This is a genomic window from Paenibacillus sp. MBLB1832 (assembly GCF_032271945.1).
GTDB lineage: Bacteria > Bacillota > Bacilli > Paenibacillales > NBRC-103111 > Paenibacillus_E > Paenibacillus_E roseopurpureus.
The window spans coordinates 1,343,337-1,368,944 of sequence record NZ_CP130319.1 but is presented as its reverse complement, the minus strand read 5'-3'; the positions used below and the strand labels follow the sequence as shown (position 1 = coordinate 1,368,944).

General features: G+C 47.4%; 24 protein-coding genes and 1 pseudogene. 10 read left to right on the top strand and 15 right to left on the bottom strand.

The genetic code is table 11. The features are described 5' to 3' along the window. Window positions 1-25 precede the first annotated feature (25 nt). On the bottom strand, window positions 26-601 hold the full coding sequence (locus tag MJB10_RS06265; protein WP_314802666.1) for an RNA polymerase sigma factor: 576 nt from the start codon (window positions 599-601) through the stop codon (window positions 26-28). 200 nt (window positions 602-801) lie between these two features. On the opposite strand from MJB10_RS06265, the gene MJB10_RS06260 reads away from it, so the two are divergent. Then, window positions 802-1,059 (top strand): DUF2573 family protein, encoded by a 258-nt coding sequence (locus MJB10_RS06260; RefSeq protein ID WP_314802665.1) that lies wholly within the window; start codon window positions 802-804, stop codon window positions 1,057-1,059. A 46-nt stretch (window positions 1,060-1,105) separates the two neighbouring features. On the opposite strand, the gene MJB10_RS06255 is transcribed toward MJB10_RS06260, so the two are convergent. Then, window positions 1,106-1,882 carry an SDR family NAD(P)-dependent oxidoreductase gene (locus MJB10_RS06255; protein WP_314802663.1) on the bottom strand — a complete coding sequence of 259 codons (777 nt, stop codon included), beginning with the start codon at window positions 1,880-1,882 and terminating at the stop codon, window positions 1,106-1,108. A 72-nt stretch (window positions 1,883-1,954) separates the two neighbouring features. Then, window positions 1,955-2,413 carry a chemotaxis protein CheX gene (locus MJB10_RS06250; protein WP_314802661.1) on the bottom strand — a complete coding sequence of 153 codons (459 nt, stop codon included), beginning with the start codon at window positions 2,411-2,413 and terminating at the stop codon, window positions 1,955-1,957. 281 nt (window positions 2,414-2,694) lie between these two features. Here MJB10_RS06250 and MJB10_RS06245 point away from each other — a divergent pair, with 281 nt between their 5' ends. The 4 genes from MJB10_RS06245 (at window position 2,695) to MJB10_RS06230 (ending at window position 7,347) form a co-directional block, all read left to right on the top strand. Continuing rightward, on the top strand, window positions 2,695-4,374 hold the full coding sequence (locus MJB10_RS06245; protein ID WP_314802659.1) for a PAS domain-containing sensor histidine kinase: 1,680 nt from the start codon (window positions 2,695-2,697) through the stop codon (window positions 4,372-4,374). After that, on the top strand, window positions 4,371-5,141 hold the full coding sequence (locus tag MJB10_RS06240; protein ID WP_314802657.1) for a TIGR01457 family HAD-type hydrolase: 771 nt from the start codon (window positions 4,371-4,373) through the stop codon (window positions 5,139-5,141). The genes MJB10_RS06245 and MJB10_RS06240 overlap by 4 nt, the downstream gene beginning before the upstream one ends. Before the next feature lie 448 nt (window positions 5,142-5,589). Next, window positions 5,590-6,492, top strand: coding sequence for a LysR family transcriptional regulator (locus MJB10_RS06235; protein ID WP_314802655.1), 903 nt, complete (start codon window positions 5,590-5,592; stop codon window positions 6,490-6,492). A gap of 48 nt (window positions 6,493-6,540) precedes the next feature. Further along, complete coding sequence (locus MJB10_RS06230; RefSeq protein WP_314802653.1) at window positions 6,541-7,347, top strand: histidinol-phosphatase; 807 nt, start codon at window positions 6,541-6,543, stop codon at window positions 7,345-7,347. 53 nt (window positions 7,348-7,400) lie between these two features. Here MJB10_RS06230 and MJB10_RS06225 read toward each other — a convergent pair whose 3' ends face one another. Further along, entirely contained in the window at window positions 7,401-9,716 is a 2,316-nt protein-coding gene (locus MJB10_RS06225; RefSeq protein WP_314802652.1) for a bifunctional diguanylate cyclase/phosphodiesterase, read from the bottom strand. 174 nt (window positions 9,717-9,890) lie between these two features. On the opposite strand from MJB10_RS06225, the gene MJB10_RS06220 reads away from it, so the two are divergent. Both MJB10_RS06220 and MJB10_RS06215 read left to right on the top strand, forming a co-directional pair. Then, window positions 9,891-11,000 carry a ParB/RepB/Spo0J family partition protein gene (locus tag MJB10_RS06220; protein WP_314802650.1) on the top strand — a complete coding sequence of 370 codons (1,110 nt, stop codon included), beginning with the start codon at window positions 9,891-9,893 and terminating at the stop codon, window positions 10,998-11,000. Window positions 11,001-11,083: 83 nt separating this feature from the next. Beyond that, a complete protein-coding gene (locus MJB10_RS06215; RefSeq protein ID WP_314802648.1) occupies window positions 11,084-11,251 on the top strand; it encodes a hypothetical protein in 168 nt (55 codons plus the stop codon). A 56-nt stretch (window positions 11,252-11,307) separates the two neighbouring features. Here MJB10_RS06215 and MJB10_RS06210 read toward each other — a convergent pair whose 3' ends face one another. The 4 genes from MJB10_RS06210 to MJB10_RS06195 form a co-directional block, all read right to left on the bottom strand. Next, a complete protein-coding gene (locus MJB10_RS06210) occupies window positions 11,308-11,703 on the bottom strand; it encodes a hypothetical protein (RefSeq protein WP_314802647.1) in 396 nt (131 codons plus the stop codon). Between the two features lie 154 nt (window positions 11,704-11,857). Further along, window positions 11,858-12,349: a CYTH domain-containing protein gene (locus tag MJB10_RS06205; protein ID WP_314802646.1), complete on the bottom strand. Its 492-nt coding sequence runs from the start codon at window positions 12,347-12,349 to the stop codon at window positions 11,858-11,860. Window positions 12,350-12,516: 167 nt separating this feature from the next. Then, entirely contained in the window at window positions 12,517-12,882 is a 366-nt protein-coding gene (locus MJB10_RS06200) for a group I truncated hemoglobin (protein ID WP_314802645.1), read from the bottom strand. Between the two features lie 288 nt (window positions 12,883-13,170). Beyond that, window positions 13,171-13,917, bottom strand: coding sequence for a hydroxypyruvate isomerase family protein (locus MJB10_RS06195; protein WP_314802644.1), 747 nt, complete (start codon window positions 13,915-13,917; stop codon window positions 13,171-13,173). A gap of 91 nt (window positions 13,918-14,008) precedes the next feature. Here MJB10_RS06195 and corA point away from each other — a divergent pair, with 91 nt between their 5' ends. From corA to MJB10_RS06180, 3 genes and pseudogenes are all read left to right on the top strand, one after another. After that, window positions 14,009-14,959, top strand: coding sequence for a magnesium/cobalt transporter CorA (gene corA / locus MJB10_RS06190; protein WP_314802641.1), 951 nt, complete (start codon window positions 14,009-14,011; stop codon window positions 14,957-14,959). A 31-nt stretch (window positions 14,960-14,990) separates the two neighbouring features. After that, window positions 14,991-15,914, top strand: a complete 924-nt coding sequence (locus tag MJB10_RS06185) for a helix-turn-helix transcriptional regulator (protein WP_314802639.1) — start codon at window positions 14,991-14,993, stop codon at window positions 15,912-15,914. Beyond that, window positions 15,915-16,058, top strand: a pseudogene (locus MJB10_RS06180) (NAD(P)/FAD-dependent oxidoreductase); the annotation flags it as partial. It lies immediately after the preceding gene. A 162-nt stretch (window positions 16,059-16,220) separates the two neighbouring features. On the opposite strand, the gene MJB10_RS06175 reads toward MJB10_RS06180, so the two are convergent. The 7 genes from MJB10_RS06175 to MJB10_RS06145 all read right to left on the bottom strand — a co-directional run bounded on the left by MJB10_RS06175 (window position 16,221) and on the right by MJB10_RS06145 (window position 25,532). After that, complete coding sequence (locus MJB10_RS06175; RefSeq protein WP_314802637.1) at window positions 16,221-16,355, bottom strand: hypothetical protein; 135 nt, start codon at window positions 16,353-16,355, stop codon at window positions 16,221-16,223. A 101-nt stretch (window positions 16,356-16,456) separates the two neighbouring features. Beyond that, a complete protein-coding gene (locus MJB10_RS06170; RefSeq protein ID WP_314802636.1) occupies window positions 16,457-19,291 on the bottom strand; it encodes a polysaccharide lyase family 8 super-sandwich domain-containing protein in 2,835 nt (944 codons plus the stop codon). A 151-nt stretch (window positions 19,292-19,442) separates the two neighbouring features. Continuing rightward, window positions 19,443-20,264, bottom strand: coding sequence for a carbohydrate ABC transporter permease (locus MJB10_RS06165; protein ID WP_314802634.1), 822 nt, complete (start codon window positions 20,262-20,264; stop codon window positions 19,443-19,445). Beyond that, complete coding sequence (locus tag MJB10_RS06160; protein ID WP_314802632.1) at window positions 20,261-21,145, bottom strand: carbohydrate ABC transporter permease; 885 nt, start codon at window positions 21,143-21,145, stop codon at window positions 20,261-20,263. Before MJB10_RS06160 ends, MJB10_RS06165 begins: the two co-directional genes overlap by 4 nt. Before the next feature lie 94 nt (window positions 21,146-21,239). After that, a complete protein-coding gene (locus MJB10_RS06155) occupies window positions 21,240-22,556 on the bottom strand; it encodes an ABC transporter substrate-binding protein (RefSeq protein ID WP_314802631.1) in 1,317 nt (438 codons plus the stop codon). Between the two features lie 175 nt (window positions 22,557-22,731). Beyond that, window positions 22,732-24,513, bottom strand: coding sequence for a sensor histidine kinase (locus MJB10_RS06150; RefSeq protein WP_314802629.1), 1,782 nt, complete (start codon window positions 24,511-24,513; stop codon window positions 22,732-22,734). Then, window positions 24,510-25,532, bottom strand: coding sequence for a response regulator transcription factor (locus tag MJB10_RS06145; RefSeq protein WP_314802627.1), 1,023 nt, complete (start codon window positions 25,530-25,532; stop codon window positions 24,510-24,512). Before MJB10_RS06145 ends, MJB10_RS06150 begins: the two co-directional genes overlap by 4 nt. Between the last annotated feature and the right edge of the window lie 76 nt (window positions 25,533-25,608).

Here is a 25,608-nt window from a genome sequence, read left to right as displayed (position 1 = left end):
AAACAAATGGTCCACTCCGTACTTGCTAACTACCTGCTCCCCACTCCTCCAACAGCTTCTGCTTAATCACATCGCGTGCCCGAAACAGCCTCTGACGGACGACACCTTCCGTTACACTGAGCTCATTCGCCATTTCTTTATAAGACAAATTATGAATCCATTTCATCGCAATAATTTGCCGATAGGAAGGACTTAATTGATTGATGTAGGCAATAATCGCTTCTCGCATGACCTTCATTTCCACTTCCATATCGAGTGAAACCGCATAGTCCGAAGCAGGAGCCGCTTCTTTCACCGAGAATACAGTCTCTGTCTCCAGTTCATCTCGGTTACGCCGATGCTTTCGCAAATGGTTCAATGTCACATTACGAGCCAATCTTTTGAGCCAGCCCTCACATTTATCAATCTCCGTTAATAAGGAAGCCTTTTGTACCGCGCGTAAAAATGACTCTTGAATAATATCCTCTACCGCGGAATGATCTCTTAGAATAAATTGAATCATCGGATAGACGAGCAGGTAGAATTCTCTATAGATTTGTTCCTGCAAGCTCTTATCTAATGTGTTAAAGTCACTGGTAAAGATCTCTCTCAGCGAATTCATAGGTTGTGCCCCCTAGCCAACAGGTAAAAAGACCCAAGATGTTCCTACCTTATTTTAGGTTAAAAAGAGGGAGTAAACAATCGTAATCCATGAATTAACGAAGAAATATTTTCCTATTCGCAGCTTTTGACAGCCATCCCTACATCTATTACACTAAAAGTGCTCTACTACCCCAATATCCATCCGAAGGGATGACGTCAATGTCTAGTAATTTCGAGAATGAATTCAACACCCTGGTTGCCAAAACAGCGGAATTAATAACGGGGGACACCTCGCCGGAAATGATCGAGAAAATTAAAGTGTGGGCGTTCTATAACCACGTACATAAGGCATTACCTGCGCTAGCCTCGCATTGGAACCAATCGCACCCCGAAAGCAAAGCGGAGATGCGCCGTATCTTCGAGGAAATTCGCGCGCTCAACCAAGCGAAACAAGCCGAGAAACCCGAGAAGGAATAAAATGATGTGAAAAAAAAGCGGCCCCACACGCTTGACGGGGAACCGCTTATTTTTTGTTCATTATGCCTGTAGCCAGCTTATCGAACAGGCGAGGAAACAGGTGGAACAACTTCACACCAAAGCCTGCGACGAAAGGAAGATTTTTCTCGGGAATGTTTTTCTCAACCGCATGAATGAGCTCCTTCACCACCTTCTCCGGCTTCAGCATAAACCAAGCGATGTTCTTCACATAGTTCCCGCTTGGATCCGCTTTGTCGAAGAAGGGTGTCTCGATCGGACCAGGATTAATCGCGGTAACGGATACTCCTGAACGTGCTAGTTCTTGCCGTAGACTGTTTGTAAAGCCGAGAACCGCATGCTTCGTTGCGGAATAGCCTGTGGATTTCGGCGATCCAATCTTGCCAGCCATCGAGGCAATATTAACAATGTGGCCGCTTCCAGCCTGCAGCATATGAGGCAATACCGCTTGCGTACAGCGAACTAACCCCAAGTAATTCACATTCATCATATCTTCAAAATGTTCAAGCGGAGCGCCGACAAACGACTCGAATATGCCATATCCTGCATTATTAATGAGGATGTCGATGCGGCCAAAATCCTCCATAATCTGTTTGATGACCTCATTCACTTCGTCTGTCTTTGTAACATCCATCGCATAGACGGCATGGCGGCCTTGTATCTTCGACGCAATTTCTTTCAATTTGGCCGTGCTGCGTGCCGTCAGAATAGGGACAGCGCCTTTCGCTGCAAATTGCTGCGCCATAACAGCACCGATGCCGCTGGAGGCTCCTGTTATCAAGACGACTTTATTCGTAATGTTCACTTGATTCAACCCTCTTCCAACAAAAAAAATGGAGTTACCTGGAAATCGGCACTCCACTTGTTGTTTCTTAATTTACGTAATTAACACTTGAATGTCAAGTTCGCCAATGCCATCCATGATTAATGGAATCGTTAATGCTTTCTTGGGCGTGAAACCAGCTGCGTTCGCAGATTGGACTAGCTTGGGAGGCGTGATATCTACCCGAACGCCTTGATTGAATAACATCGTGCTCGCGTTACCGCTAATCATATTACCCAGCTCCGAAATGGCACTCTTGCCCATCTCGTCCATCTCCGTGATGACGAATCCACCCATCATGGCGGAAACCATTTTCAGAGCAACATCCTCAGCTAATCCGAAGACAACGTCCCCTTCCATTTGCCCTGTCATCCCGATTTGAATCCAGATATACTTTTCCACAAATTTGACGTCTTTGACGCCGAGCTGCCCTGTTGTTGGGCGAATGTTAGCAACTTGCTCGATGACGATTCTAGCCGACTCCAAAAAGGGATTAATGTACTCAGCCTTCATAGCTCCGCTCCGATCTCACTTGTGAATAAGTTCCACAGAAAAACGACCTTTTTCAACATTATACCTAAAATTTTGGGACAAGTATACTGTCTTTTTAACAAAAATAGTTCCATCTGCTCACATACAGCTTACCACTTCAACCTTCATACTAAAAATGTCAAGTCGTAGCAAGAAACGGCATCGTCCTGCAAATATCATGATAAAATGATGGAAAATTATACAATTTCATGTCTATTCCTGTTAAACTAGAGAAGAGTCTCTGAAAGGAGAGTTGAAAGTCAATGACGTTGAATCCCCCTGCTGCTTATAAGAGAAAATTGACCATTTACCTTGCTAGTGCACTGACACTTGTCGGTGTGGATTTGTTTGGTTTTCATTCTTTATCGCTGTTCCAACACAACTCGACCGCTAGAATTGCGCTTGATATAAGTGTATTCGGCACATTACTCCTACTCTCCTACCTAGGAGTGAAATTGATTTACTCCCGTGAGACAACCTTTTCTGAGTCTGCCCAACGCTATAAATCCCTTTTCGACAATCATCCAGATTCAATCATTTCGTTTAGCTTGGATGGCGATATGCTTTCAGCCAATGATGGACTGGAAAGTCTGCTTGGTTTGACGCCAGAATCCTCTAAATCGGCTTCTTTTTTACCTATGATCCATCCGCCAGATTTGCTCAAAACGTTACATCACTTTCAAGTAGCCTCATCTGGCATGCCGCAAAATTTTGAGGCCGCGTTCCTGCATCAGAATGGCACACCCATTTCCTCTCATGTCACTTTCGTTCCAACGAAGGTTGACAATGAAATCATTGGCGTTTATGCGATACTGAAAGATTTGACGGAGATGAAAGAGCAGAAGAAAGAGATCGATAAGCTTTATAAGCAGAATCAACTCATATTAAATTCTGTGACGGAAGGCATTTATGGCATCGACCGGAATGGCCGTACGATTTTTTGGAACAAAGCAGCGGAAGCTATTACGGGCTGGAAAGTGGATGAAATGCTGGGTCAACGCATATATAACCTCATTCACCCTGTAGCGAGTGATGACACCTTCGCGACAACCGAGGGAAATGCGATCGTCCACACGATGCTGCATCGCGAAGGTTCGATTGTGAATGAAGATATGTTCTGGAAAAAGGATGGCACCCGTTTCCCTGTTGAGTATATGTCCAGCCCGATGTTGGACGGGAACGGCCAACTGCTCGGAACAGTCATCACTTTCAACGATATTACGGAATTAAAGAGAACCCAGGAGCTGCTAATTAAATCCGATAAGCTATCGGCTGTGGGTCAATTGGCAGCAGGGGTTGCCCATGAAATTCGTAATCCGCTTACAGCGTTGAAAGGATTTCTGAAGCTGCTCAAGACCTCTTCCTCCAAAGAGATGTACTACATTGAGATTATGCAAAAAGAACTACAACGGATTGAATTTATCGTCAATGAATTCCTATTCGTCTCCAAACCGCAGGCAACTCATTTCGTGACAGGATCTCTAGAAACGATTGTAATGAGTACCATAGAATTGCTGCAACCGCAAGCCTTGCTTGACAACATTCAGATTGAAGCCCAAATGAGTGCTGATCTTCCCCCTGTTACTTGTGATGAACATCAAATTAAGCAAGTTTTTATTAATATAATGAAAAATGCGCTAGAGTCCATGGCGCATGGCGGAACGCTGCGCATTCAAGTCGAATTAAGCGGACAGGACAGCCACTTAATCGTTCGATTCACCGATCAAGGCTGCGGCATTGCGCCCGAACGTCTTCCCAAACTCGGCGAACCGTTCTATAGTACGAAGGAGAAAGGAACTGGCCTTGGCCTGATGGTTTGCTATCGGATCATTGAGGCTCACGGCGGTTATATGAATATTCAAAGTAAGTTAGATGAAGGAACGATCGTCGAGATTACCCTTCCCACATCGACTTACCAAGTTAAAGGAGTCGCAACAGGATGAACGGATTTCTTATTGATTTAGACGGGACTTTGTATAGAGGGCACGAGCCTATTCCTGGCGCTGCTGAATTTCTTCAGTGGCTCCAGCAGGAGCAGCTGCCCTACTTGCTCGTGACGAACAATTCGTCCCGTACGCCTGAGCAGGTTGCCGAGCATCTGCAAGCGCTCGGCATGGAGGTGCCTGCAGCGGCCGTCTACACGTCTTCGCAAGCGGCCGCCCAGTACTTGACCGAGCAGCGCGCAGGGAAGCGCGTGCACATCATCGGCGAAGCTGGTCTGCGGATCGCGCTGGACGCAGCCGGCTTTGAGGAAGGGACGACGCCGGATTACGTCGTCCAAGGCATTGATCGCAGCTTCTCGTACGAGAAGCTGACGACCGCGGTCCGCCATTTGAGTCATGGCGCGACCTATGTCTTAACCAATCCCGACAGGCTGCTGCCGTCGGATGGCGGGTTGATGCCAGGGGCGGGCACCCTGGCCGCTTCGATCACCGCCGCCTCTGGCGTGGAGCCGGTGGTGATCGGGAAGCCTTCGCCGATCATTATGGCGTACGCCATTGAGCGGCTCGGTCTGCCTGCCGCCGATGTCTGGGTCATCGGCGATAACGTGCACACCGACATCCGCGGAGGCGCGATGGCGGGGTGTCGAACAGCCCTTGTCTTGACGGGCGTAGCCACGCCAGACAATGTGCACGAGCAGTTGGCGTCGGCGGGCTTGACGCCAGACCTGATCTGCAATGATTTGCCGCACTTCATCTCGCTGCTGTGAGCGTCGGCTGGTAAGATAGCTTTAGAGGAAAATCCCCCCCATTCTGCTTCCTAAGTGATGCTTTGATTGCGCCGCAGTCGCTGTGCATGAAACCCTGAAATTCCAAACTGGAGGATTGTCCCCACATTAATGCCCTTCTCGGGCCTTAACGGGGCAGGCGAGCGCTCTGTCGATGAATTAACACGCTAGACCTGGATTAACGCCTTTAGTGGGCGCTAAAATACCCGCCTTCGTTCCGCTCAAGCGGCGGCGCATCAGAAAGAAGGTGTCCCCCAGTCATTTCATGACGATTGTGGGACACCTTCTTTTTTGTCGTCTAACTGACCTCACGATAAGTTGCTTACCAAGCTCTTCCTGTCATATAATAAAGTTACAAAAGCTTTTTATACCCTTTACAATTTCGATAAAATTTATTTGTTTCCACATTCTACAAGGGGGAGGTAATCGTATGAATATGAACCAGTTAGAAACGCTGCTCACGATATCGAAGACGATGAGCTTTCGGAAAGCTGGCGAAATTCTAAACTTAACCCAACCTGCCGTTTCCGCCCAAATCAAAAGTCTCGAAGACGAATTCGGCACGGTTCTCATTGATCGCAATCAGCCAGTGACATTAACGGATAGCGGGAAGCTATTTTTAGAGCATGCCGAGAAAATATTACGGATTACGAATGATCTGAAACAGCGGTTGTCGGACCTTAGTCAAACACCGCAGGGTCATATCCATATCGGAACAACAACCTCGATTGCTATGCAGATTTTGCCCAGAGTGCTCTCCTACTTCCAAGACCAATTCCCGCTGATCAAAACAACGATTCACTCCATGCCATCTTCACAAATCATGACTTCGGTGGAGAGCAGCCAGATTGATATCGGGATTACTTATTTATTCGAGAAAAACCCAGCGTTGGAAACATCGGTCTTGTATTACGATTATTTCGAATTAATCGTCTCTACGCATCATCCGCTGGCCCGCTTTACACATTTATCCATCGAGAAGCTGCGTAACATTCCATTTATCATGCTCTCACCAGAGACCGCGGGACGGCGTTTCGTTGATCAAATTTTTAAAACTTATGATGTCTCCCCCCATATTGTGATGGAGTTGTCCAGCAGTGAGGAAGTCAAGCGGATGGTGGAGCTAAACCTCGGTGTTGCGATTATTTCCAAGCTATCTGTCGCAGATGAAATACGGCACGGCTCATTGAAAATGGTGAAAGTCAACGAATTGGATATTACCCATCCAGTCGGCGTAGTATATAAGTCAGGACGTTACTTAAATAATGCCATGCAGCAGTTTCTACGGGATCTTAAAGGCATGCCGGAAACACAATTTCTCGGTTCAGAATAAGTTAAGCGTTGACCCCCAACTATCACTTACGTTTAGGAGGCTATGCAAATGAAATTCGATTTACATACGCATCATGAACGATGCGGACATGCGCAAGCAACGATACGCGATTATATTGAGGCTGCGATTGCAGGCGGACTGCAAGTCATCGGTATTTCCGATCACTCGCCCTACTTTGGAAGCGCCGAGGATCGCGCGCAACCCGCCATCGCCATGGCGAAAAGTGAGTTTCCACGATACATCGAAGAAGTACTTTCGCTCAAGAAAGAGTACGCTGGCAAAATTAAAGTTTTGCTTGGCGTGGAGTCGGATTACTTCCCTGAGCACGTGGACATTTATCGCCAAGAGTACGCCAAATATCCATTTGACTATATCATCGGATCTGTCCATCTCTCTGGCGGCGTCAGCATCTTCAACCGCAACCGATGGAAGAAATTGAACGAAACGGAAAAGGTTACTCACAAAGAAGAGTACTACCGACTCATTGCTGAATCCGCACGCTCGGGCATGTTCAACATTCTTGGGCACATTGATGCCATGAAGGGCTTCTATCCTGCTTTCTCTGACATTGCCACGTCTAAAGTAGACGAGACCCTGCAAATTATAGGTGAATCAGGCGTTGCCATCGAAATCAATACGTCGGGTAAAACGAAAGATGTCGGCGGCTGGTACCCTTCTCACGAAATTCTTGAGCGGGCGCTGTATCATGGGGTCGAAGTTACCTTCGGTTCCGACGCTCATGTTCCGAGTCGAGTTGCCGACGATTGGGACGAGGTTCGCGCTGCATTGAAGGAAATTGGCTTTAAACACTGGGTCTATTTCGAAAATAAGGAAAAGCAAATCGTCGCGCTTTAATTGAAAAGAGGTGTTCCTATACCGTCATGGTAAGGGAACACCTCTTGTTTTATCTAGATATGACTCATGAAATCGGCTTCCATGAAGGCAAACTTTCGATGCAAATCTTCCTGCAGGGCAGTTTGCAGCTGTTCGGCCCTCATTGGCTTATAGAAATAATAGCCTTGAATCTGATTACAGCCATTGGCTACCAGGAAGCTAGCCTGCTCCTCGGTTTCTACGCCTTCTGCAATCATCTGCAGCTGAAACGCATTTGCAACCGAGATGATCGCCTTGATCATCGCACGATCTTTGCCATCAATTTGTACATCGCGGACGAAGGATTGATCTAGTTTGATTTTGGTTACGGGAAACCTTTTCAAGTAGCTCAAGGAGGAATAGTGCGTACCAAAATCATCCACGGAAATGGCAATGCCTAGTTCTCTCAGTCGATGAAGCACGACGATTTGCTCGTCCTGCATCGCGACGTTCTCTGTAATTTCCATCTCCAAATAGCGTGCTTCCAGCCCTGTTTCCGCCAAAATCGCAATCACCTTGTCCACAAAGCGCTCATCGCTTAACTGTTTGACCGAAATATTAACAGATATGGTCAGCGGCACTTGAGTCAAGTTATGCCACTCCTTCATCTGCCAGCATGCGCCGCGTAATACCCATTCGCCCATAGAAACGATAAGGCCAAGCTCCTCAGACAGTGGAATGAATTCCGAAGGCGATATGTAACCCTTGTTCGTGTGGTTCCAACGCAACAGTGCTTCCACACCAACGATTTTTCCTTGTTCACAGTCGATTTGCGGTTGATACACGATTTCGAGTTCGTTACGCTCTAGGGATTGACGGAGATGATTGCCCATCTCCAGCTTCAGTATGGACTGCTGCGCCATCTTCTGATCGAAGAAGGTGTAGGAGCTTCCGCTCTCTTTCTTCGCCATATACATCGCGATATCCGCATTTTTCAATAACGCATCCCAAGTCGTGCCACCTTTCGGATATTGCACGATGCCGATACTTATGTTGATGAAAAACGATCGCTCCTCCAACACGCATGGCGGCTTCAATACATCGATCAGCCCCTCGCAAAATGCTTCGATCTCCGCCTCATTCGCACAATCCTCCAGCAAGATGGCGAACTCATCTCCACCGAAGCGTGCAAAGGTATGCCACTTCAACTGGGATTGCTGCACACGGTGCACCACTTCTTGCAGCATGCTGTCTCCCGTATGATGGCCGTGTGAATCATTCACCATTTTGAAATTATCTAGATCGAAGAACAAGACGGCTCGTGACTGTGGCGTGTGTTTCGTCACATCTGAGGCAATCTGCTCTTCTAGAATTGTCTGAAAATGCGCCCGATTATGTATGCCTGTCAGTACATCATGGTAGGCCATATAGGATAGGAGTTTTTCTGATTCCTGCATGCGTTTCGTAGACTCCTGCAACTCTTGTTGACCTGCGATCAGCTCTTCGTTTGCTGCGGTTAAGTCATCATTGGCCACTTGCAGTTCTTGTGTGCGTTCGTTCACTTTCTGACTTAACCGGTCACGCTGCCGGAGGATGTATAGAATAAAGATCAATCCTAGGATAAGGATGAACAGAATGGCACATCGAACAACGAGGATTTGCTTGTTGATCACGTTAATCGCAGCGAGGGAAGGCGAAGCTGCGATCTCCCATTTGGTGTCCTGAAGATCGATAACGGCTGTCATCGGCGCCCCTACGAATATCTCATTGTCACCAAAGAAGGCAGGCATGCCTGGGGTTCGTATGGCCAACTGAAGTCCTACGGTTTCATTCCACAAAATACCTGATTCAAGCAACAAGTGGTCTACGTTAATCGCTACGGAAACAAATCCCCAGAACGAGCCATTCTGATAGATGGCTTTACGAGCGACCAGCCCATTGATACCCTGAAGCAGCTTGAATGGTCCATTCGTGGTCATCTTCCGCGTTTCCAGACCGCGTGCTATTTGTTCTTGTACATTTTGACGAGGATCTGTGAGCAGATTCCAGTTGATTATGCTTTCATTCCCCTTTTTAGGGAACACATATTTCATAATGCCTTGCGGTGCAATGATCAGATTAAAAGCAGATGCTTGTGCACCTGTGTACAGCGCCTCCAAGTAAGCATGAACTTGCTGATCGTCTTTATTTCGCCAGTCTTCCGAATTTACATACGCTTCAAGGCTGACCATCAAATTAAAGTTGCGGTTAATCACAGACTGCAGGGCTACCGCTTTGGCTGACAACTGAGCGCTCTCTGTAATTTGGAGTTCTTTGATTAAAGACGTCTTATACGTTTGGAGTACCGATTCGGATGAAGTAAATAAAAGGACAAAGATGAGAGCTAAGATGGCATACTTCATTTTGTTCATACGGTTAGACTCCTATCTAAGGCAGGTAGTAGACATATAATATTTTTCGACATCTTTCCTCTATTATTTCATCTCTCCTCCCTTCCTTGCAATGTTTTTATTATGAACATTCCCACACCTCCAACCTTGATATATAATGAAGCTAGTTTACTCTGAACGAATGGAGAAAAGGACATGGACATTCAACAAATTCCGATGGGTCTTATCGATGAAGATATTGATCAACCGCGTTATCAATTCGATGAAGAAGCACTGCAAGAATTAATGAAAAGTATTAGTGAAATCGGTCTGCTTTCGCCTATTAAGGTACGTACAACCGCGGATCAACGCTACAAAATTATTTATGGCAACCGTCGATATAAAGCCAGCCGCATGCTTGGACTTCCTTCAATGCCCTGCATCGTTTCGAACGTCACAAATGAGATGGAAATCTATCTGGAGCAAATTGCCGAGAATTTGACGCGCGAAGGTTTCTCTCCGATCGAGGAAGGGGAAGCGTTCCATAAACTGCTGCATGATGCCAAGTTTAGTTCATCCGTGAAATACCTTTCGGGCAAGCTTGGCAAGCCTGAAGCCTACATCAAAAATAAATGCGATCTATTGAAATTTGGCAACGCAGTGAAGAAACTAATCGTCAGTGGAACGGAGATCCGTAAAGATAAACTTACAGAAGATCAATTGCTGCCGCTGAAGGATCTGCCGATCGAGCATCGCGACCCGCTTGCGCTCATTATGGCTCGGGATGAGATGCCTGTCAGCGACGTGAAGAAGATCGCGAAGATGTTTAAAGATAAGGACATCTCTGAGACGATTAAAGGCAAGCTGCTCTACAAATCTGGTCCTGAATTAGTGGAGACGTGGTCCACGTTCCAGAACAATCGGGCAGAACGGGCCAAGCCTGCATCGGTCAAAGCACCTGCTAAGGCGGAGAAGGTCAGACAGGCGGCCATGCCCGTCGATGAGGTTGTACAGGCTAACGCAGTGGTGCCTCCTGTTGTTGGTGCAGCTGAGACTGAGACTGCTGCGGTAGTTCACGATACACCCGCCACTCCGCGAACGGAAACTTCTAGCGTCGGTACGAACCATCCTCTGCAAGTTCAACTGCAACAAGTACTCAATGCGATCTCATCTCCTCCATCCAGCAGTGAGCTTCAACTGGCACAAACGGAGTTGAATGAGCATGAGAAGGAAAAGTTCAAGGAAGACGTAACTGCCTTAGTAACACAATTAGAGAAGCAATTAGACGCTTGGAAAAAGGTCCAAGATCTCGTCGTTTCTCGATAACCATACCAGTCAACGATGGATTTATGGCGGATAGCGGCGTTTAGCCTGATCCGCAGCATCATGTTTGAAAAATAGCCGTTCTAATGCATCGCTCCCTACTTGAGCGGATTGCCAAGGAACGGCTATTGCTGTTATTGAACCATTGCAGCTTCATCGCTTTGTCATACAACGCGGTAGCGGACAAGCTGCCTGCTACACCGATGAACGTATGGGCAGCTCGTTTGGCAGCTACCCAATCTGCTTCGCGCTGAAGAACTCGGATCTGATCAGCGAAATCTGTGTAATTTTAGGTCTATACGTTTTCATCTTAAATTTGAATCGCTGAGAACACATGGTCAATCATCTCGGCTCGAGCTTGATTAATGAAACCTAACGAAGTTTGCTTCAAGTCTTCGGTTGAAACTGACGCTGTCACCATGACCTTGTCTGGAAACACGTAACAGGCAAGCTCATAAGCTGACGTTGCTTGTTTAATGACATCGCCGATGCTCGTTTCTTTATAAGAAGCTGACAGCTCTATCGCATAAACCAGATACAGGGGATCCTGACTTGTCTGTGTCAATTGAAATATTTCTTTGTATGCCGCGTTCGCATACGAATACCAGAGGAAACCGATTTTGTAAAATGGCTCCTCTTCCCACGTTTGCTCAAATTGACTTGTTAATTCGAGAAACTGTTGCCGATAGTAGTGGATAAGATTCATGGGAGTCCCTCGCAATTCCAAATATAAGTTTTACCATATCTTCATTTTAGCTATGAAATGTTGGTATACTTCTATTCTTAGTTTTAAGGAACCATTTTTTTTCCTCATACTTCGCTAATGAATCTTCCAATTTGAGGTTTTCTGGCGCTTACATTTAACGTTTCTGCAATTTCACCCACATGGACTTGTTACGGAATTCTTCTTCAGCGCCTAGCTCTCTGCCGAACCAAGATGGTGCAGCAAAACTTTGCGCTTCCTGCACATCGGCAAACTCGACCTCGACAACGGCCAGCTCAATTTGCTTGTACTCGTCGATCTCACATGTAAACCCGCCTGCTTCCAGCGTCGTTCGAATCTTCTCTAACGGAATCAAGCCTGTGCGTTCGAGTAACTGCTCATAAATGCTCGCAGTAATGGCATACTCGACTTCCTCCCGCACCATTCCATGACCGGACTTGAAGGTATGTGTATAGTGCGCTTCCCCTGAGCTGTCTACAAGCTTCCGCACGCGAATTTCCTGATCATCGGAGAAGGCCAGATAGGTTTGATAAATATATTGTTTCGATATGAAAGTGAGCTCCCCCCGCGCTACCTCAGCTTCAGGGAATGCAGGCAATAAATATTTTCTTTCGATTTCGGCACCCATGTAACAGTAGCCCCTCTCTTCGCTCGCCAGCGAGCTGGTCAATTATCGTTCTATACTCGACATATTTTATCAAAATGAAAGCCATCTGCAAATCTGGACGCAAAAAAACTGCCTCTTCGTAGAAAAGTTCACTGGAAGGCAGTCCTTATGGGAAATTGGCACTTTACTTACTTATGCAATACATCGTCCTTCAGCGTCGATACCTTAGCCAGCACCTGATTGATCTCATCAGCACCTACGTTAAAATGTGCCAGAGCATCATGCAGATGCGTCGCGATTGCTTGGAAATGCTCCTCTTGCAAATTCATGCCTGCATGTGCCTTGGACATCGATGCTCCTGTGTACTGATTGGGTCCTCCTAGCGCAAAACTAATAAATTTCGTCTGATGCTTGCGCTGCTTCTCCATATCCGTCTTGGCGAAAAAGTGATTCACCGTCTCATCTGCTAATACCAGCTCATAAAAGTAATTCACTACGGCAGAAATGGCTTCTTCTCCACCGAGCTTCTCGTACAGGGTTGTTGCGTTATCCATGTGCATCCTCCTTCTGTTTCGTCCACCTGGATATATTAACCACAAGCGGCTGAAATTATTTCTATTTGGGCAGTTCGGCACATTGTCAATCACGTGTGCATTCAATACCCTGAAAGTCAGCGGGTCTATGTTGTTGCAGCGTTTTCGTGGGGTTTGTCAAAAAAAATGACCTGACCAACGGGGCCAAGTCCAAAGTTTATATTAAAAAAGGGGGTCTTGTTTATTATAATACCCTGCCTATGTTAGAGGACTGTAACGGGAATGTTCCAGTTGTGTTACAAATATTATTCATTTGATCAGACTTTGCAAGCCAACCTGCGGTTCGGCTCTCGGGAAATATTCGAGTCCCATATAGCCGGTATAACCTGTCTCCCTAATGGCTTGGAAGATCGCCTCATAATTCAGCTCTCCTTCATTCAGTTCGTGCCTGCCTGGGCAGCCTGCCGCATGAAAATGGCCGATCCACTGGATATTATCACGGATGGCGGCAATCAAATTGCCCTCCGTAATTTGTTGATGGTACACATCGTACAGTACTTTCACGTTCGGGCTTGCCACTTCTCTGATGATGCGAAATGCTTCTTCGGAGGAAGCCAAGAAGTACCCGCCATGATCTACATGCGTGTTCAGCGGCTCTATTAACAGCGTAATGCCCTCTTTTTCCAAAAGCGGAACGCATGCTCTCAACCCTTCAATTAAGGATTGGGTCTGCTCTTCTCTAGACACGCCCGCCAGCTCTTGTCCCACTTGTGAAATGAGTTGATGGCAATTTAGCCGCTTAGCAATCATGATCGATTCAGAAAGCCCCTCCATATACGTCGTGCGTTGTTCGGGATCAACCAAGCTTACGAATTTCGTGCAAAATGTTACAACCGTAACTCCTGCTTCCTCCACTGCATCCGCAACGGCATCGATATCCTTATTCCACCAGGACCAGAACTCAATCGCTTGATAGCCGATCGCTCGCAGCTCCTGAACACTTTCCTTGAAATCACGCCTATTGTACACGGCGTCCACACAAACGGAGAGCTTCATTCCCCCACCTCTTCCCTTCTGTTCTTTCCTCATTGTATGGTAAAATGATGCAAATGCCTATATTGAAATTAAAGTACTAGGAGCCATTTCCATGATACGAACGCTTGCTGTCAAGACCGATTACTCGGTCGTTCACGATCTCACGCTTAAAGAACTTCATGATCCATCCGTCCTCTGGTACTGGGTGGATTTCCATAATCCGAATGAGCAGGAAGCCTCGAAGCTGAAGGATCATTTTCATTTTCACCCACTTGCGATCGAAGACTGCTTCTATCTCCTGCAACGGCCCAAAATCGATCATTATGCGGATGTGGATTTTTTCGTTATGCATGCCATTAATTCCAAAACATTAGAGGCAGAAGAAGTCGATATGTTCCTGGGAAAAAACTACATCGTGACTTTCCATTTGCATGAATCACGTGAAATTGAGGATGCCTGGAGCCGAATTACCGCCCATGAAAACAATCGAAACCAAGGCCAAATCTATGCCGTATATCTCGTCCTGGACAACCTCGTCGATCAATACTTCCCAAGTGTCTACCAAATTGAGGATCAGCTCGATGTCATCGAGAACTCGATGAAAGCCGAAGCGATTGAAACGTTGATGAATGAAGTTTTTGAAATTCGTTCCCAACTGCTTCAATTGCGCCGCACCATCGTCCCGATGCGCGATCTTCTGTACCGACTGATCAGTACGGAACGCATCGAACAGATTCGTGAGCACCTTGTCTTCTTCACTGATATTCATGACCATCTGCTCAAGCTTTCTGAGATGCTTGATTCCAATCGGGAGATTACGGCGGATATTCGAGACAGTTATATTTCACTCAACTCGAATCGCATGAACAACATTATGAAAACCTTAACGGTCATTACCACGATTTTTATGCCGTTAACGTTTATTGCAGGGTTGTACGGGATGAATTTCACCTATATGCCTGAGCTGCATTGGCATTGGGGCTATTATACCGTCCTGCTCCTCATGATCGCCATCGGCTTGGGAATGTTTGCATGGTTTCAGAAAAAGGGCTGGTTCAAGTAGGCTGCTGAATATAGGAAGGACGTGAGTATTCGTGCACGAAAACGATTTGAATGTGACGGAGACGTCTGCCAACTTTGCGATCGACGATTATACGAATCATTTTCTGACGGAGTATCCCGTTCATTGTGAATATCGAACTATACCTTTGGAGCAGCCGCTGCTCCATTCCCATAACGGTTATGAAATTTATCTTGTTGTGGGAGGATCTGGCCATTACCTTGTTGGAGATCGACTCTTCCCGCTCCACGCAGGCAGCTTAACGATCATACATCCGAAAGTACTGCATCGTCCTTATCATGGACGGAGTTTAGAATTCCATCGGTACGTCCTCTCGCTCGATGAGTCTTATTTAGAGAGGTTGCATGACATGTTCCATGTATCTGATCTTTCCATTGCTCGTCTGCTTGCCGAGGGGCACGCCGATGCAAGTCATTATTTCCTCACGCCGCAGCAGTTACATGTCATGCAGACAATTCTTGCCGAGCTGACGCAGTATCTTGCTGCGCGAGATTCACTTTATGAGCTGGCCGTGCTGCGAGGAATTAGTGCATTTTTCTTGGAGCTTCTACCTTTGCAAAAGGATGCGGCCTCGCAAGCGATCAAGCGTGATGATCCGCAGCTGATCGGCGATGTGCTCGCCTATTTGATTGGTCATTATCAGGAGAACATTCTGATTGAGGATCTCGTACTGCGCTTCCCAGTGTCTCGTTCGCAGCTGTTTACGTTGTTTAAGGAAACAACTGGCACGACCATCGGCCAGTTTCTGACGGAGTATCGCCTCAATGCGGCGAAACGGCTGCTTATGGAGAGTGACCAGACGGTCACCGACATTGCATCCGCCACGGGCTTTGGCGATATCTCGCATTTCTTTCATGTGTTTAAAAAGGAGACGGGGCTGACCCCGAAGCAGTATCGGGTTGAGGCTTATAAAAGGAAGGGACTGCGCAAGGGGTAGTCCAAGCTTATGAATGGGTTATACTTCTGTGGCGAAGTCCTTGATATTCACGAATATACCGGTGGGTACAACATTACGGCTGCTCTTTCTTCAGGTTATACGGCGGGTACGCATGCAGCGGCAGCGAAGCAGGAAACGTACTAATGATGGCGACCTTTAGTCTGATGGAATTCAGGACAAAGACCACTTTCACTTAAGTAGACACCTCCATAGGCAGACGTTGGTTAGCGGCGTTCCTCCACACCCCCATATAAAAAAAGACGAATGAACACCCCAGGTGTCGCTCGTCTTTTCTATTTCCCCTTATTATGCACTCGCTAATTCTAAGTCATCTTCCTCATCACGATCAAACGCAGCGCGGTCGAATTCGCCTTCGGATTCTGCAAGCAAGGCTGTAACTGTTGTTCCTGTTGCGTTTACAACCTTCCATTTACTCCCCATTAATGTCAAATATCTTGAGAATATGAACAGAAAGCGATTCTGACATAAAGAGAGCTCATAACGGTGCATTGACCGAAATGAGCTGTACAAATACATTGACGTTAATTCACATACTCGAAATAATCAAAACCGAAATAATAAGCGGTTGCGCTACTGTTATGGCTGGCATTCATACTCAGCTCGATCGTATGGGAGCCGCTGGTCAGTCCCGTTAGCTCAAATACCTTGGCCTTGTAAACGTCGGTTGAGCTGTACGTGTCGAACGTTCCTCGCGACACCCCATCTACCTTCACATCGACCATCCCGCCGCCAGCCAGCTTCTTGGCGTAGACGCGGACCGTCGTACCGGTGAACGTATATGTCGCTTTGCCGGTTCCCGCTACTGTCGTTGTGCCCGTTACGGACTTGGTCGCATTATAGAAATTCGCGTCGCTTGTATGGGTCCAAGAGCCGCTGTAGGTGATGGAAGCGTTCGAGTCATCCACAATCGTTGTCGTCGCCGAGGTTCCCTTACTGAATTTCACGGAGAACGATCTGCCTAAACCTCCGCTCACATTGACCGCTAGCTTAATTGTCGGGCTCAGCTGGGTAACTGTGATTCGGGGATCGGCGGTCAGAACTGAAGCGGCAGACTGAGCTAACTCAAGCTGGATGGCGCTTGTGTTGGCATTCGTCGGATCGGAGACGGAAATTTCCAAATCAGACGAGGTTTCTTTCATCATTACGGCAGCCTTCTTATTGCTCGTAATCCCGCCTACGGTCTTGTTGATATCGTTCCAGAATGTAATTCCCGTCAACCCTAGCGCGGTTTCCTTAACCGCAGCAGCATCTGTAGAGTTTTCCAAGATCGTAATCGCAGGATTGTTAGCATAGCTGCTCACCTGGGAACTGGTCATACCAGGCAGCAACACGTAGGAGTAAGAATTCTTGCTTGCCGCATCCACTCCGTGATCCATCCAGAGCGTAAGAAAGTTGTTCGTTCGCGTTCCGCTCGTCTGGAAGGCACTGTTCGTGTTGATGTCGTTCCATAAACCGGATCGTTGTTCGCGAAGTCCATTGAGACTCGTTCCACCTGGGAAATAGTACCCGATGTCGCTGCCGGACACGCTGCCGGCCAGATGCACCCAAGTTACATTGCTCATGGATTCGTTCCATCCGAGCGTCGTCGATTTCGCCGTACCGCCTACGGTAAGGGCGTTATTCCCGCTGCTATTCAGCTTACGGTTCTCCACGATGGTTTCGATCGTTTTCCCATCCGTGCTAGTAATTCCGGATCCGAGGGCAACAATCTCGTCATCGAAAACGAACCAGGACTTGTTGGCGTTTAAGGTTTGACCGGATGGTTTGAGCTGCATGCCCGAAACTCCGTATGTGCCCTGTAAAGATGCTCCGCCTACCCAGCTCTTGGAGCCCTGATTACCGGCAGGCTCCGACGCTTGCTCCACCGTCGTCCCCGGCAAACGATAGGAATCGATAGTCGGCCAGTAATCGCCGCTGAATTGCCCAAGGTCGGCATTATACAAATAGGTCATGCCGTCGGACAGATGCCAGCCCTTTTTATTCTCTCCATTAATCGACTCGAACGGCTTGGTTCGGTTCGAGAACATGCTGATACCGAGTGCAAAATTCGAACGGAATGCTACTGCTTTATCCATGTTAGCGAATTGACTGTAAAATTCCGAAGCAATCAGCGATGCAGCCGAGGATACGATGGATTTCGCATTGGTGATCGTCCAAACCGATGTACCTGCATCTTGATAGAAGCTGCTGTAGGTATCTTGCTGAATCCAATATTTAATTAAGCTTTTAAAATCCGCATTATAAGCAGTAGGAGCCGATTGGACTAACCGCACGACATTGCTGATCACATTATGGCCTCGGTAATGATTATCGTTGGAGTAGCGAGAGATGTCCCGCCCCATCACCATCGGCATCATATCGCCTTTATATATAAATGGCTTGTAACCATTCAAGACCCATTCGAAGACATGAACGTAGTCGGCGTCATAGACGGTGTTAACGGAATTCATCACATCCCAAGCGGTCCCATTAAACAAATAGAACATCGTGGCCGCTGTAGACAGCATCGCATTCCCGTACCCGCCATTGTAAGCAAAATAATGATGCTGAATAAAGGATCCGTCGGTGAAGAAGCCGTCATCCGCGCCAGTTCCGTCAATATAGTCATAAATGCCCGATATCTTCGAAACACCCTCTTGAATGGCTGCCGAATCTTTGGTGATAATCCCTCTCTTCGCCTCTACCTCGCACTTCCAGGCTAGGTTGGCCGCCGTGGAGATATAGCCCCCATTCCCATATTTGCCGGGGTCCGAAACCAAGGTACCTGTCCCGTCGTCATAACTAGCGAAATACTCGAGCGCGGACAAATACTTCGTTAAGCGGTCCGGATAAGCGGTCGCAAGATCTGAATACATCAGAGAAAGCGTATCCAAGAATGGCAGCTGCGCGCCGATCTCGAGATCGTACCAGCCGCTCGCTCCGCTCTTCACGAAAGTCTCGTTATACTTTTGGGTATAAACCGTCTCTAACGCATCCAAAATATCTGTCTTAAGCGAAGCATTTCCATACAAAGAGGACCCCGTAGTGGAATAAGCAAGCGCCATGTCCCGAATGCGCTGGTAATGTTTCGTAATGTTGGCCGTATCGTAACGATAGCCAAGGTCGTTCCAGACCTGATAACGCGTGCTGGTGCGTACGATACTGGATTGCCAGGTAGACGCTTGATTCGTGATGGCGGTAATCTTGGCCGCAATATCGGTGTCCGTTATCGAGATCCCTGTCCCGCCAGTCAGCATGACCTTCCATTTGTCACGGATCGTATCGTATTGGTCGGCGGCCTGCACCGGGGTGATATGAATACCAAGCAGAGAGGTTACAATCATCATGGTGAACATAAGCAACATACCTTTTTTCATTCGAGTAAACATCTGTTCACTACCTTTCTTTTAATTAGAAGCAACTTCTCGATCTTATTTGTAAGCGCATACAAATCTTATCGTTATCCACCACCTTTCATGAATAAAGAGGAAGGCAGGATCGCCACCTTCCCCCTCTGATACTAGAACATCATCCCTTCACCGCACCGCTGCTCAAGCCCGAGATGATAAACCGCTGCATGAAGATATACACTAGGATCAGTGGCAGCGCAACGATGACTATTCCAGCCGCCATGACCGTCCAGTCCGTTGAGAATTCACCAATAAACATATACAAGCCGCTAGTGAGGGGACGCTTATCTTTGTCTGTCAAGTACATATACGGATTGATGAAATCGTTCCAAACCGTAATCATTTTGAGCATGAAAACAGTCGCTAGAGCAGACTTCATCATCGGCATGACAATGGTAAAGACATAGCGGAAATAACCGCATCCATCCATGTTGGCCGCTTCGTCGAGCTCAATCGGGATGCTTCGAATGAAACCGTTCAAGATAAATACGGCTAGGGAGAGACTAAGACCTGTTTCCAGCAAAATGAACCCATACGTCGTATTCATAAATCCAATTTTCTTCATAAGAAACAGGGTCGGCACAATCCCGTCAGGCAAAAATAACGTCAACGCGATCAAGCCTAGAATAAAATTGGCTCCCTGCACATGACGGCGAGCTAGCGGGAACGCAGCAATTGCTGCGATGATGCAGGTGAGTGCAGCGGCTCCGACCGCATAAATAATCGAATTGGTATAATAAGTACTCATATCAGCCTGCTTCCATGCCTTGGAGAAATTGACCCAGTGCACGCTTTCCACGAGTTTTACCGGATACTTCAGAAATTCCTGATTGGACTTCAAACCAATGTTGACAATTATCAAAGTCGGAAGCAAGAATATCAGCGAGGTTACGAATAGAACCAAATTTGCCGCCGAATGGCGGAGGGAAAGTCGCATCATTGCAGCTGCGCCTCCCTTCTTCGCAATATGAACTGCGCAATCGCAGCGAAGAAGAGAATAAACAAGAATTGCAGAATGCTGAGTGCTGATGCAAATCCTTGCGACTCGTTAGCGGAGAAGATGCTCTGGAACGCATACAGACCAATGGTCGTCGTTGCTTGTCCAGGACCTCCGTTCGTCAGAATCATAATAATATCGAACACCTTTAGTGAACCAATTATACTGAGCATCAAGTTGACAGTGATCATCGGCTGCAGCATCGGAAGGGTGACATAGCGGAACTTCTTCCAACCGGTAGCCCCATCGATGGATGCGGACTCATAGAGATGCTCGGGGATGTCCTGCAAACCGGACACGTAAAGGACCATCGCATACCCAACAGAAGCCCATAGCTGAATGAACATCACCAACGGCAAAGCAGCATCCTTACTGCCGAGAAGAGCCGAATTCATATGAAACCACGATAAGAATAACGACACTGGTCCCGAATACGGATCGAAGATCAGCTTCCATAGAAAGCCGATAATGACGACACCCAACACGTTCGGCATGAAGATAACCGCTCGGTAAAAGTTACGCAATCGAAGCTTCATATTGACTAGCACGGCAAGAGCGATCGCGAGCACATTTTGAACAAGTGTAACTCCGAACGAAAACGTAAGCGAAATCCTAATGGAATTCCATAATTCTTTCTTATTCAGCGTAATGACTTTATGATAATTCTCTACGCCCACCCAATGAAAATTGTTGATATTTCCCCTGAAATCCGTAAGCGAGAAAATAAAGGTTCCGACCGCGGGGTAAACCTTGAAGCAGAGGAATAACAGCATAGCAGGAAGGACGGCCAGCCACGCCCACAAGCGTGTTGACGTATGAGTCATCTCTCCCACTCCTTTCCGATTCAGTAGTGTCTGTGTTGGGATTACAAACGGGGACCTGACGACATTTCCTCGACAAGTCCCCGTTCGTTCAAGATTATTTCCAGTTCGGTTTAGTCTCCAACAGAATCTTTTGGAACTCCTTACCTGCATCGGCGGCCTTAAGTTCGCCTATTGACACCTTCGAAAGTACGTTCAGATCATACTTCATCCCGGCAGACACAAGCTCGGTGAAGGAAGATGCACCCTTCAACTTGGCCATCTTGGCCGCGATGTCGCTAGCAGCGGGATCGGATACCTTAATTCCATCTTTGATTGGCAAGAATTTCAAGTCATCGATGTACTTCTGATACACATCGTTTCGTGCGAAGAATTCCAGATATTTTAGTGCAGCTTCCTGATTCGGGGAGTTCTTCGGAATGAAGTACGCTCCTCCTGCTTTCACATACTGTACCTTATTCTGCTCCACATTATCGGTAGCTGGAAGGAAGAACGACCCGATCTCAAGCTGCGGATTTGCCTGCTGCATCTGCTGCAAGCTCCACGTGCCGTCGATGGTCATAGCCGACTTCCCTTGAGCAAACAATGCCGGCGCTTGGCTGTAGGCTTGACCTGCCGAGTTCGGCTGGAAGTTACTCGCCAGATAGCTGAACTTATCAAACACTTCTTGCCATGACGCGTCGCTGAATTTGCTCTTCTCGCTCTTGATGTTTTCGTTGTTCTTGCCGTAGAAGTCCGGATTCGTTCCGCGAACGATCGCCGGCTCTAGTCCATGCACAATCTGCTGGACAGGCCATGCGTCCAAACCACCTTCCATGAACGGAGTGATTTTAGCTCCCTTCAGCTTCTCGATCTCGCCTTTGAATTCCGACCATGTCGTCGGCTCCTTGAGGCCGTTATCCGCGAATATTTTCTTATTATAGAAAACGACTAATCCGGCTGCGTTCCACGGAAGACCCAATACTTTGCCGTCAGCGGAATGGATGTCCAGCATCCCCTTATTGAAGCCCTGCAGGAATTTCTGATTACTGAGATCTACCCATTGGTCTCGGAGCTCAGGCGTAAGCAGCACACGATTGTACAGCTCTGAGACAACGTCTACTTCGCCGACTGCCATCCGGGCTTGACGAAGCTGGATGTAGTCCTTGGATGGGACAGTGTCGTACTTAATCTTGATGTTCGGGTATTCCTTTTCAAACTTGGCATGCATGTCGTCGAAGAACGCCTTGTCCTCTACCCGCCAGTTAATTACGCGAAGCTCTACTTGCTTCTGCGCCGGCTTGGCGCTTTCCTTGGCGTTCGTACTGGGCGAAGCCGTGCTAGTACCTGAGGTGCTGTCTTTACCGCAAGCGGATAGCAGCATGGCGGTGGCGAGCATCAAAGCCGGCATCCCTTTAATCCATTTTTTATTCATGGTGTAACTTCCCCTCTCTTTTGTTCAATCTGTTGACATCTTTACTTTATCTCATGCGATGCAAACTCGGAATCCACGATCCTAGCGAAAAAGGCAGAATCCTATCGAAACACCCGATACTATCTTATAGAAAACAAATACAATCCTGCACGAACGCAGAATTGTATTTGTTTTGTCAGGATGCAGATTTGAACGGCAAGATGACGGTCACGACCGTTCCTCGATTAGGAAAGGATTCTAGGTACACTCCGTTACCCTCACCATATTGGAGAATGAGCCTTGCGTGAACATTCGCAAGTCCGAGTCCTTGTTCGCCGGCATAGCCGGTAGGGTGGTCGGATACCTCTTTCAGCTTCTCTTTTAACCGCTGCAGAACGTCTTGTTCAATCCCTTCTCCACTATTAAAAATTTCGATAATTAGTTTCTGATCCGTGTGATAGGCATTCAACCGAATGGTTCCCTTGCCCCCTTTAGGTTCGATCGCATATTTGACCGCATTCTCCACGAGCGGCTGCAAGGTCAGCTTCACCACCCGGCAGCTCATGTATTTTTCGTTAATAATCATCTCACTGACGAAGTCCTCTTGAAATCGAAAATGAGCGATATCTAGATAATGCTTGAGGTGGTCAAGCTCGTCCCGCAGCGTAACCTCAACATGTTGCATCTTCGCCGTATACCTATAAAATTGAGCAAGTGATTGTGTCATCTGAACGATATTCTCGTTACCTTCCATGAAAGCCATGCTCTTAATGATCCCCAGCGTATTATACAGAAAATGCGGGTTGATCTGGTTCTGAAGCGCCTGTAGGAAGGCTTCCTTCTGCTGCAGCTGGAGCTGCAGCTGTCCTAGTCGCAAGTCCGTGACTGTCTCCATCAGCCGCTTCAGCCGCTTCGTCATCAGATAGAAACGGCGTCTGAGCAGCTGAAACTCATCCTTGCCAGGCACGAACTCAACCTCAATGTCCCAATCCCCGCGCTCCACTCGTTCATGAAGCTGCATCAGTTGACGGATCGGGCGGACGAATCGTGTGGCGACGAACGGAACGATGATCAGAATTACGAAAGAAATCGCAGCAATGACCCCAAGCGTATAATACTTGATCGTTTGTAAACCACTCGCGAAAGAAGAGAATGGAATGACATAGACGATGCTCCAATCCGTTCGACTAACCGGGCTGACTCCGACCAATACCTGTTTCCCGTTCAGCTTCTGAAGACCGAATTGAGGAAAGTTATCCAGCCTCAGGTTCCTCAGCTCCGGAACGGTGTCCATGGTCTGACCAATCATGGAACGATCCTGGTGGAATACCATCTGATTGCTCGTCGTGATGATGTAGAAGTGACCCTTCTGCCCGAGGGGCGCTCGACTGACGATGTCCTCAATCGGATTCATATCGAGATCAAGGATCAGTCGACCAGATAGTCGGCCGTTGGTCAGGTTATAAACGGGGATGGACATGCTGATAGCTGTTTCAGGTTTATTGGTATAGAAATTCTGATACGCGAAAAATTGATAATCCATCTCTCTGAGCTGAAAGCGCTCCCGCAAAAATGAGGACTTGCGAACGCTCAAGTCCTGATCCGCCACCGAAACGAACATTCCATTCTCCTTCAGAATATGGACGCCGCTCACGGATACGGAATTAAAGGCGCGGTAACGCCTCAGCATTTCCTGAACCGTGTTTTTCTCTCCATCGCTTGTACTCTCGTTAACGAGGAATTTCTGCATATCCGCTTCACCAAGCATATTCCAAGTGGACTGCATCGTTTGGCGCAAATAATACTCGAGGTGGAAAGCGATGCGGTCTGTCGCGTCTGATGATGTCAATTGAAAATCGCGGATCGCGGATTGCTTGTAATGGTTGTAGAGAAGCGTACCCGTCAAAGAAACGGAAATGACGCAAATCAGCAGGAAAGCGGCGGCCATCTTGAGGCGAATCGAGTACCGATTCATCATAGACCGTGTAACTTCCTAAACTCATTTGGCGACATGCCTTCCGCCTCTTTGAACATACGGTTAAAGTATGATAGGGTGGTGTATCCCACTAGGTCGGCTACGTCATAAATGCGCAGGTCTGGCATCAGGAGGAGCTCCTTCGCCTTGTCCAGTCGGACACCGTTGACATAGTTAATGAAGGTTTTTCCCGTATATCGCTTGAATTCGCTGCAGAATCGGGATACGCTGCGCTGGGTAAGCTCGGCCATCTCGTCCAAGGTAAAGGTGCGGCGGAATTGCTTGTCAATCAGCTTACATACCGCTTCCATCGGGCTGGGTTGTACTTTGGCGTTTAGACTCACAGCCTTGTCCATATGTGCCTTTACTCGTAAGATGTGCTGCCGGATCTGCGCGTGTAGCTGTTCATCGGTAAACGTCTCGTTAATGGCGAGTGGGGTAGCCAACGCCGACGAATCGACAAGGTTACTTAATTTATCTATCACAATCCGGTAGAGGCCGAGTCGTAATTCTGAGTTGATGTGCTTAATAACATCCAACTCTCTATAAAGCTGACTCAATTTTTCGGTGGAAGTCTCCTCATTCCACAAAGCCAGACCGTCTACATAATCTTCGATCATTCTTACATATTTCTGCCAATCCACTTGTTCTGAGATTTGTACCAATATTCGTTCCAGCGCTTTAAGCAATTCCTCCTGCTGAAGAGGTTTTAGCAAATATTCCTTTACGCCATACCGCATGGCGGTTCGCGCATAATTAAAGTTATCGTAACCGCTCACGATGATGGTTTGAATCGGAAGACGCTGCGTACCGATCTGCGTCACGAGCCAAAGGCCGTCTCTCTTGGGCATCATAATGTCCGTGATCACGATGGCCGGCCAAGTATCCTGAATGATATTCCACGCTTCTTCACCATCTCTTGCTTCAGCAATGACTTTACAGGAGCCGGTCCTCTCGATCATCTCTATCAATTCCTTGCGCAGCCAAGGCTCATCCTCTACAATCAGAACCGAATTCGTCATCTGGAACAATCCCCCTTGTTGGTCTGATGTGGTTATTATAACACGGAACCCAAATAACCAGAGGCACAAACTGATC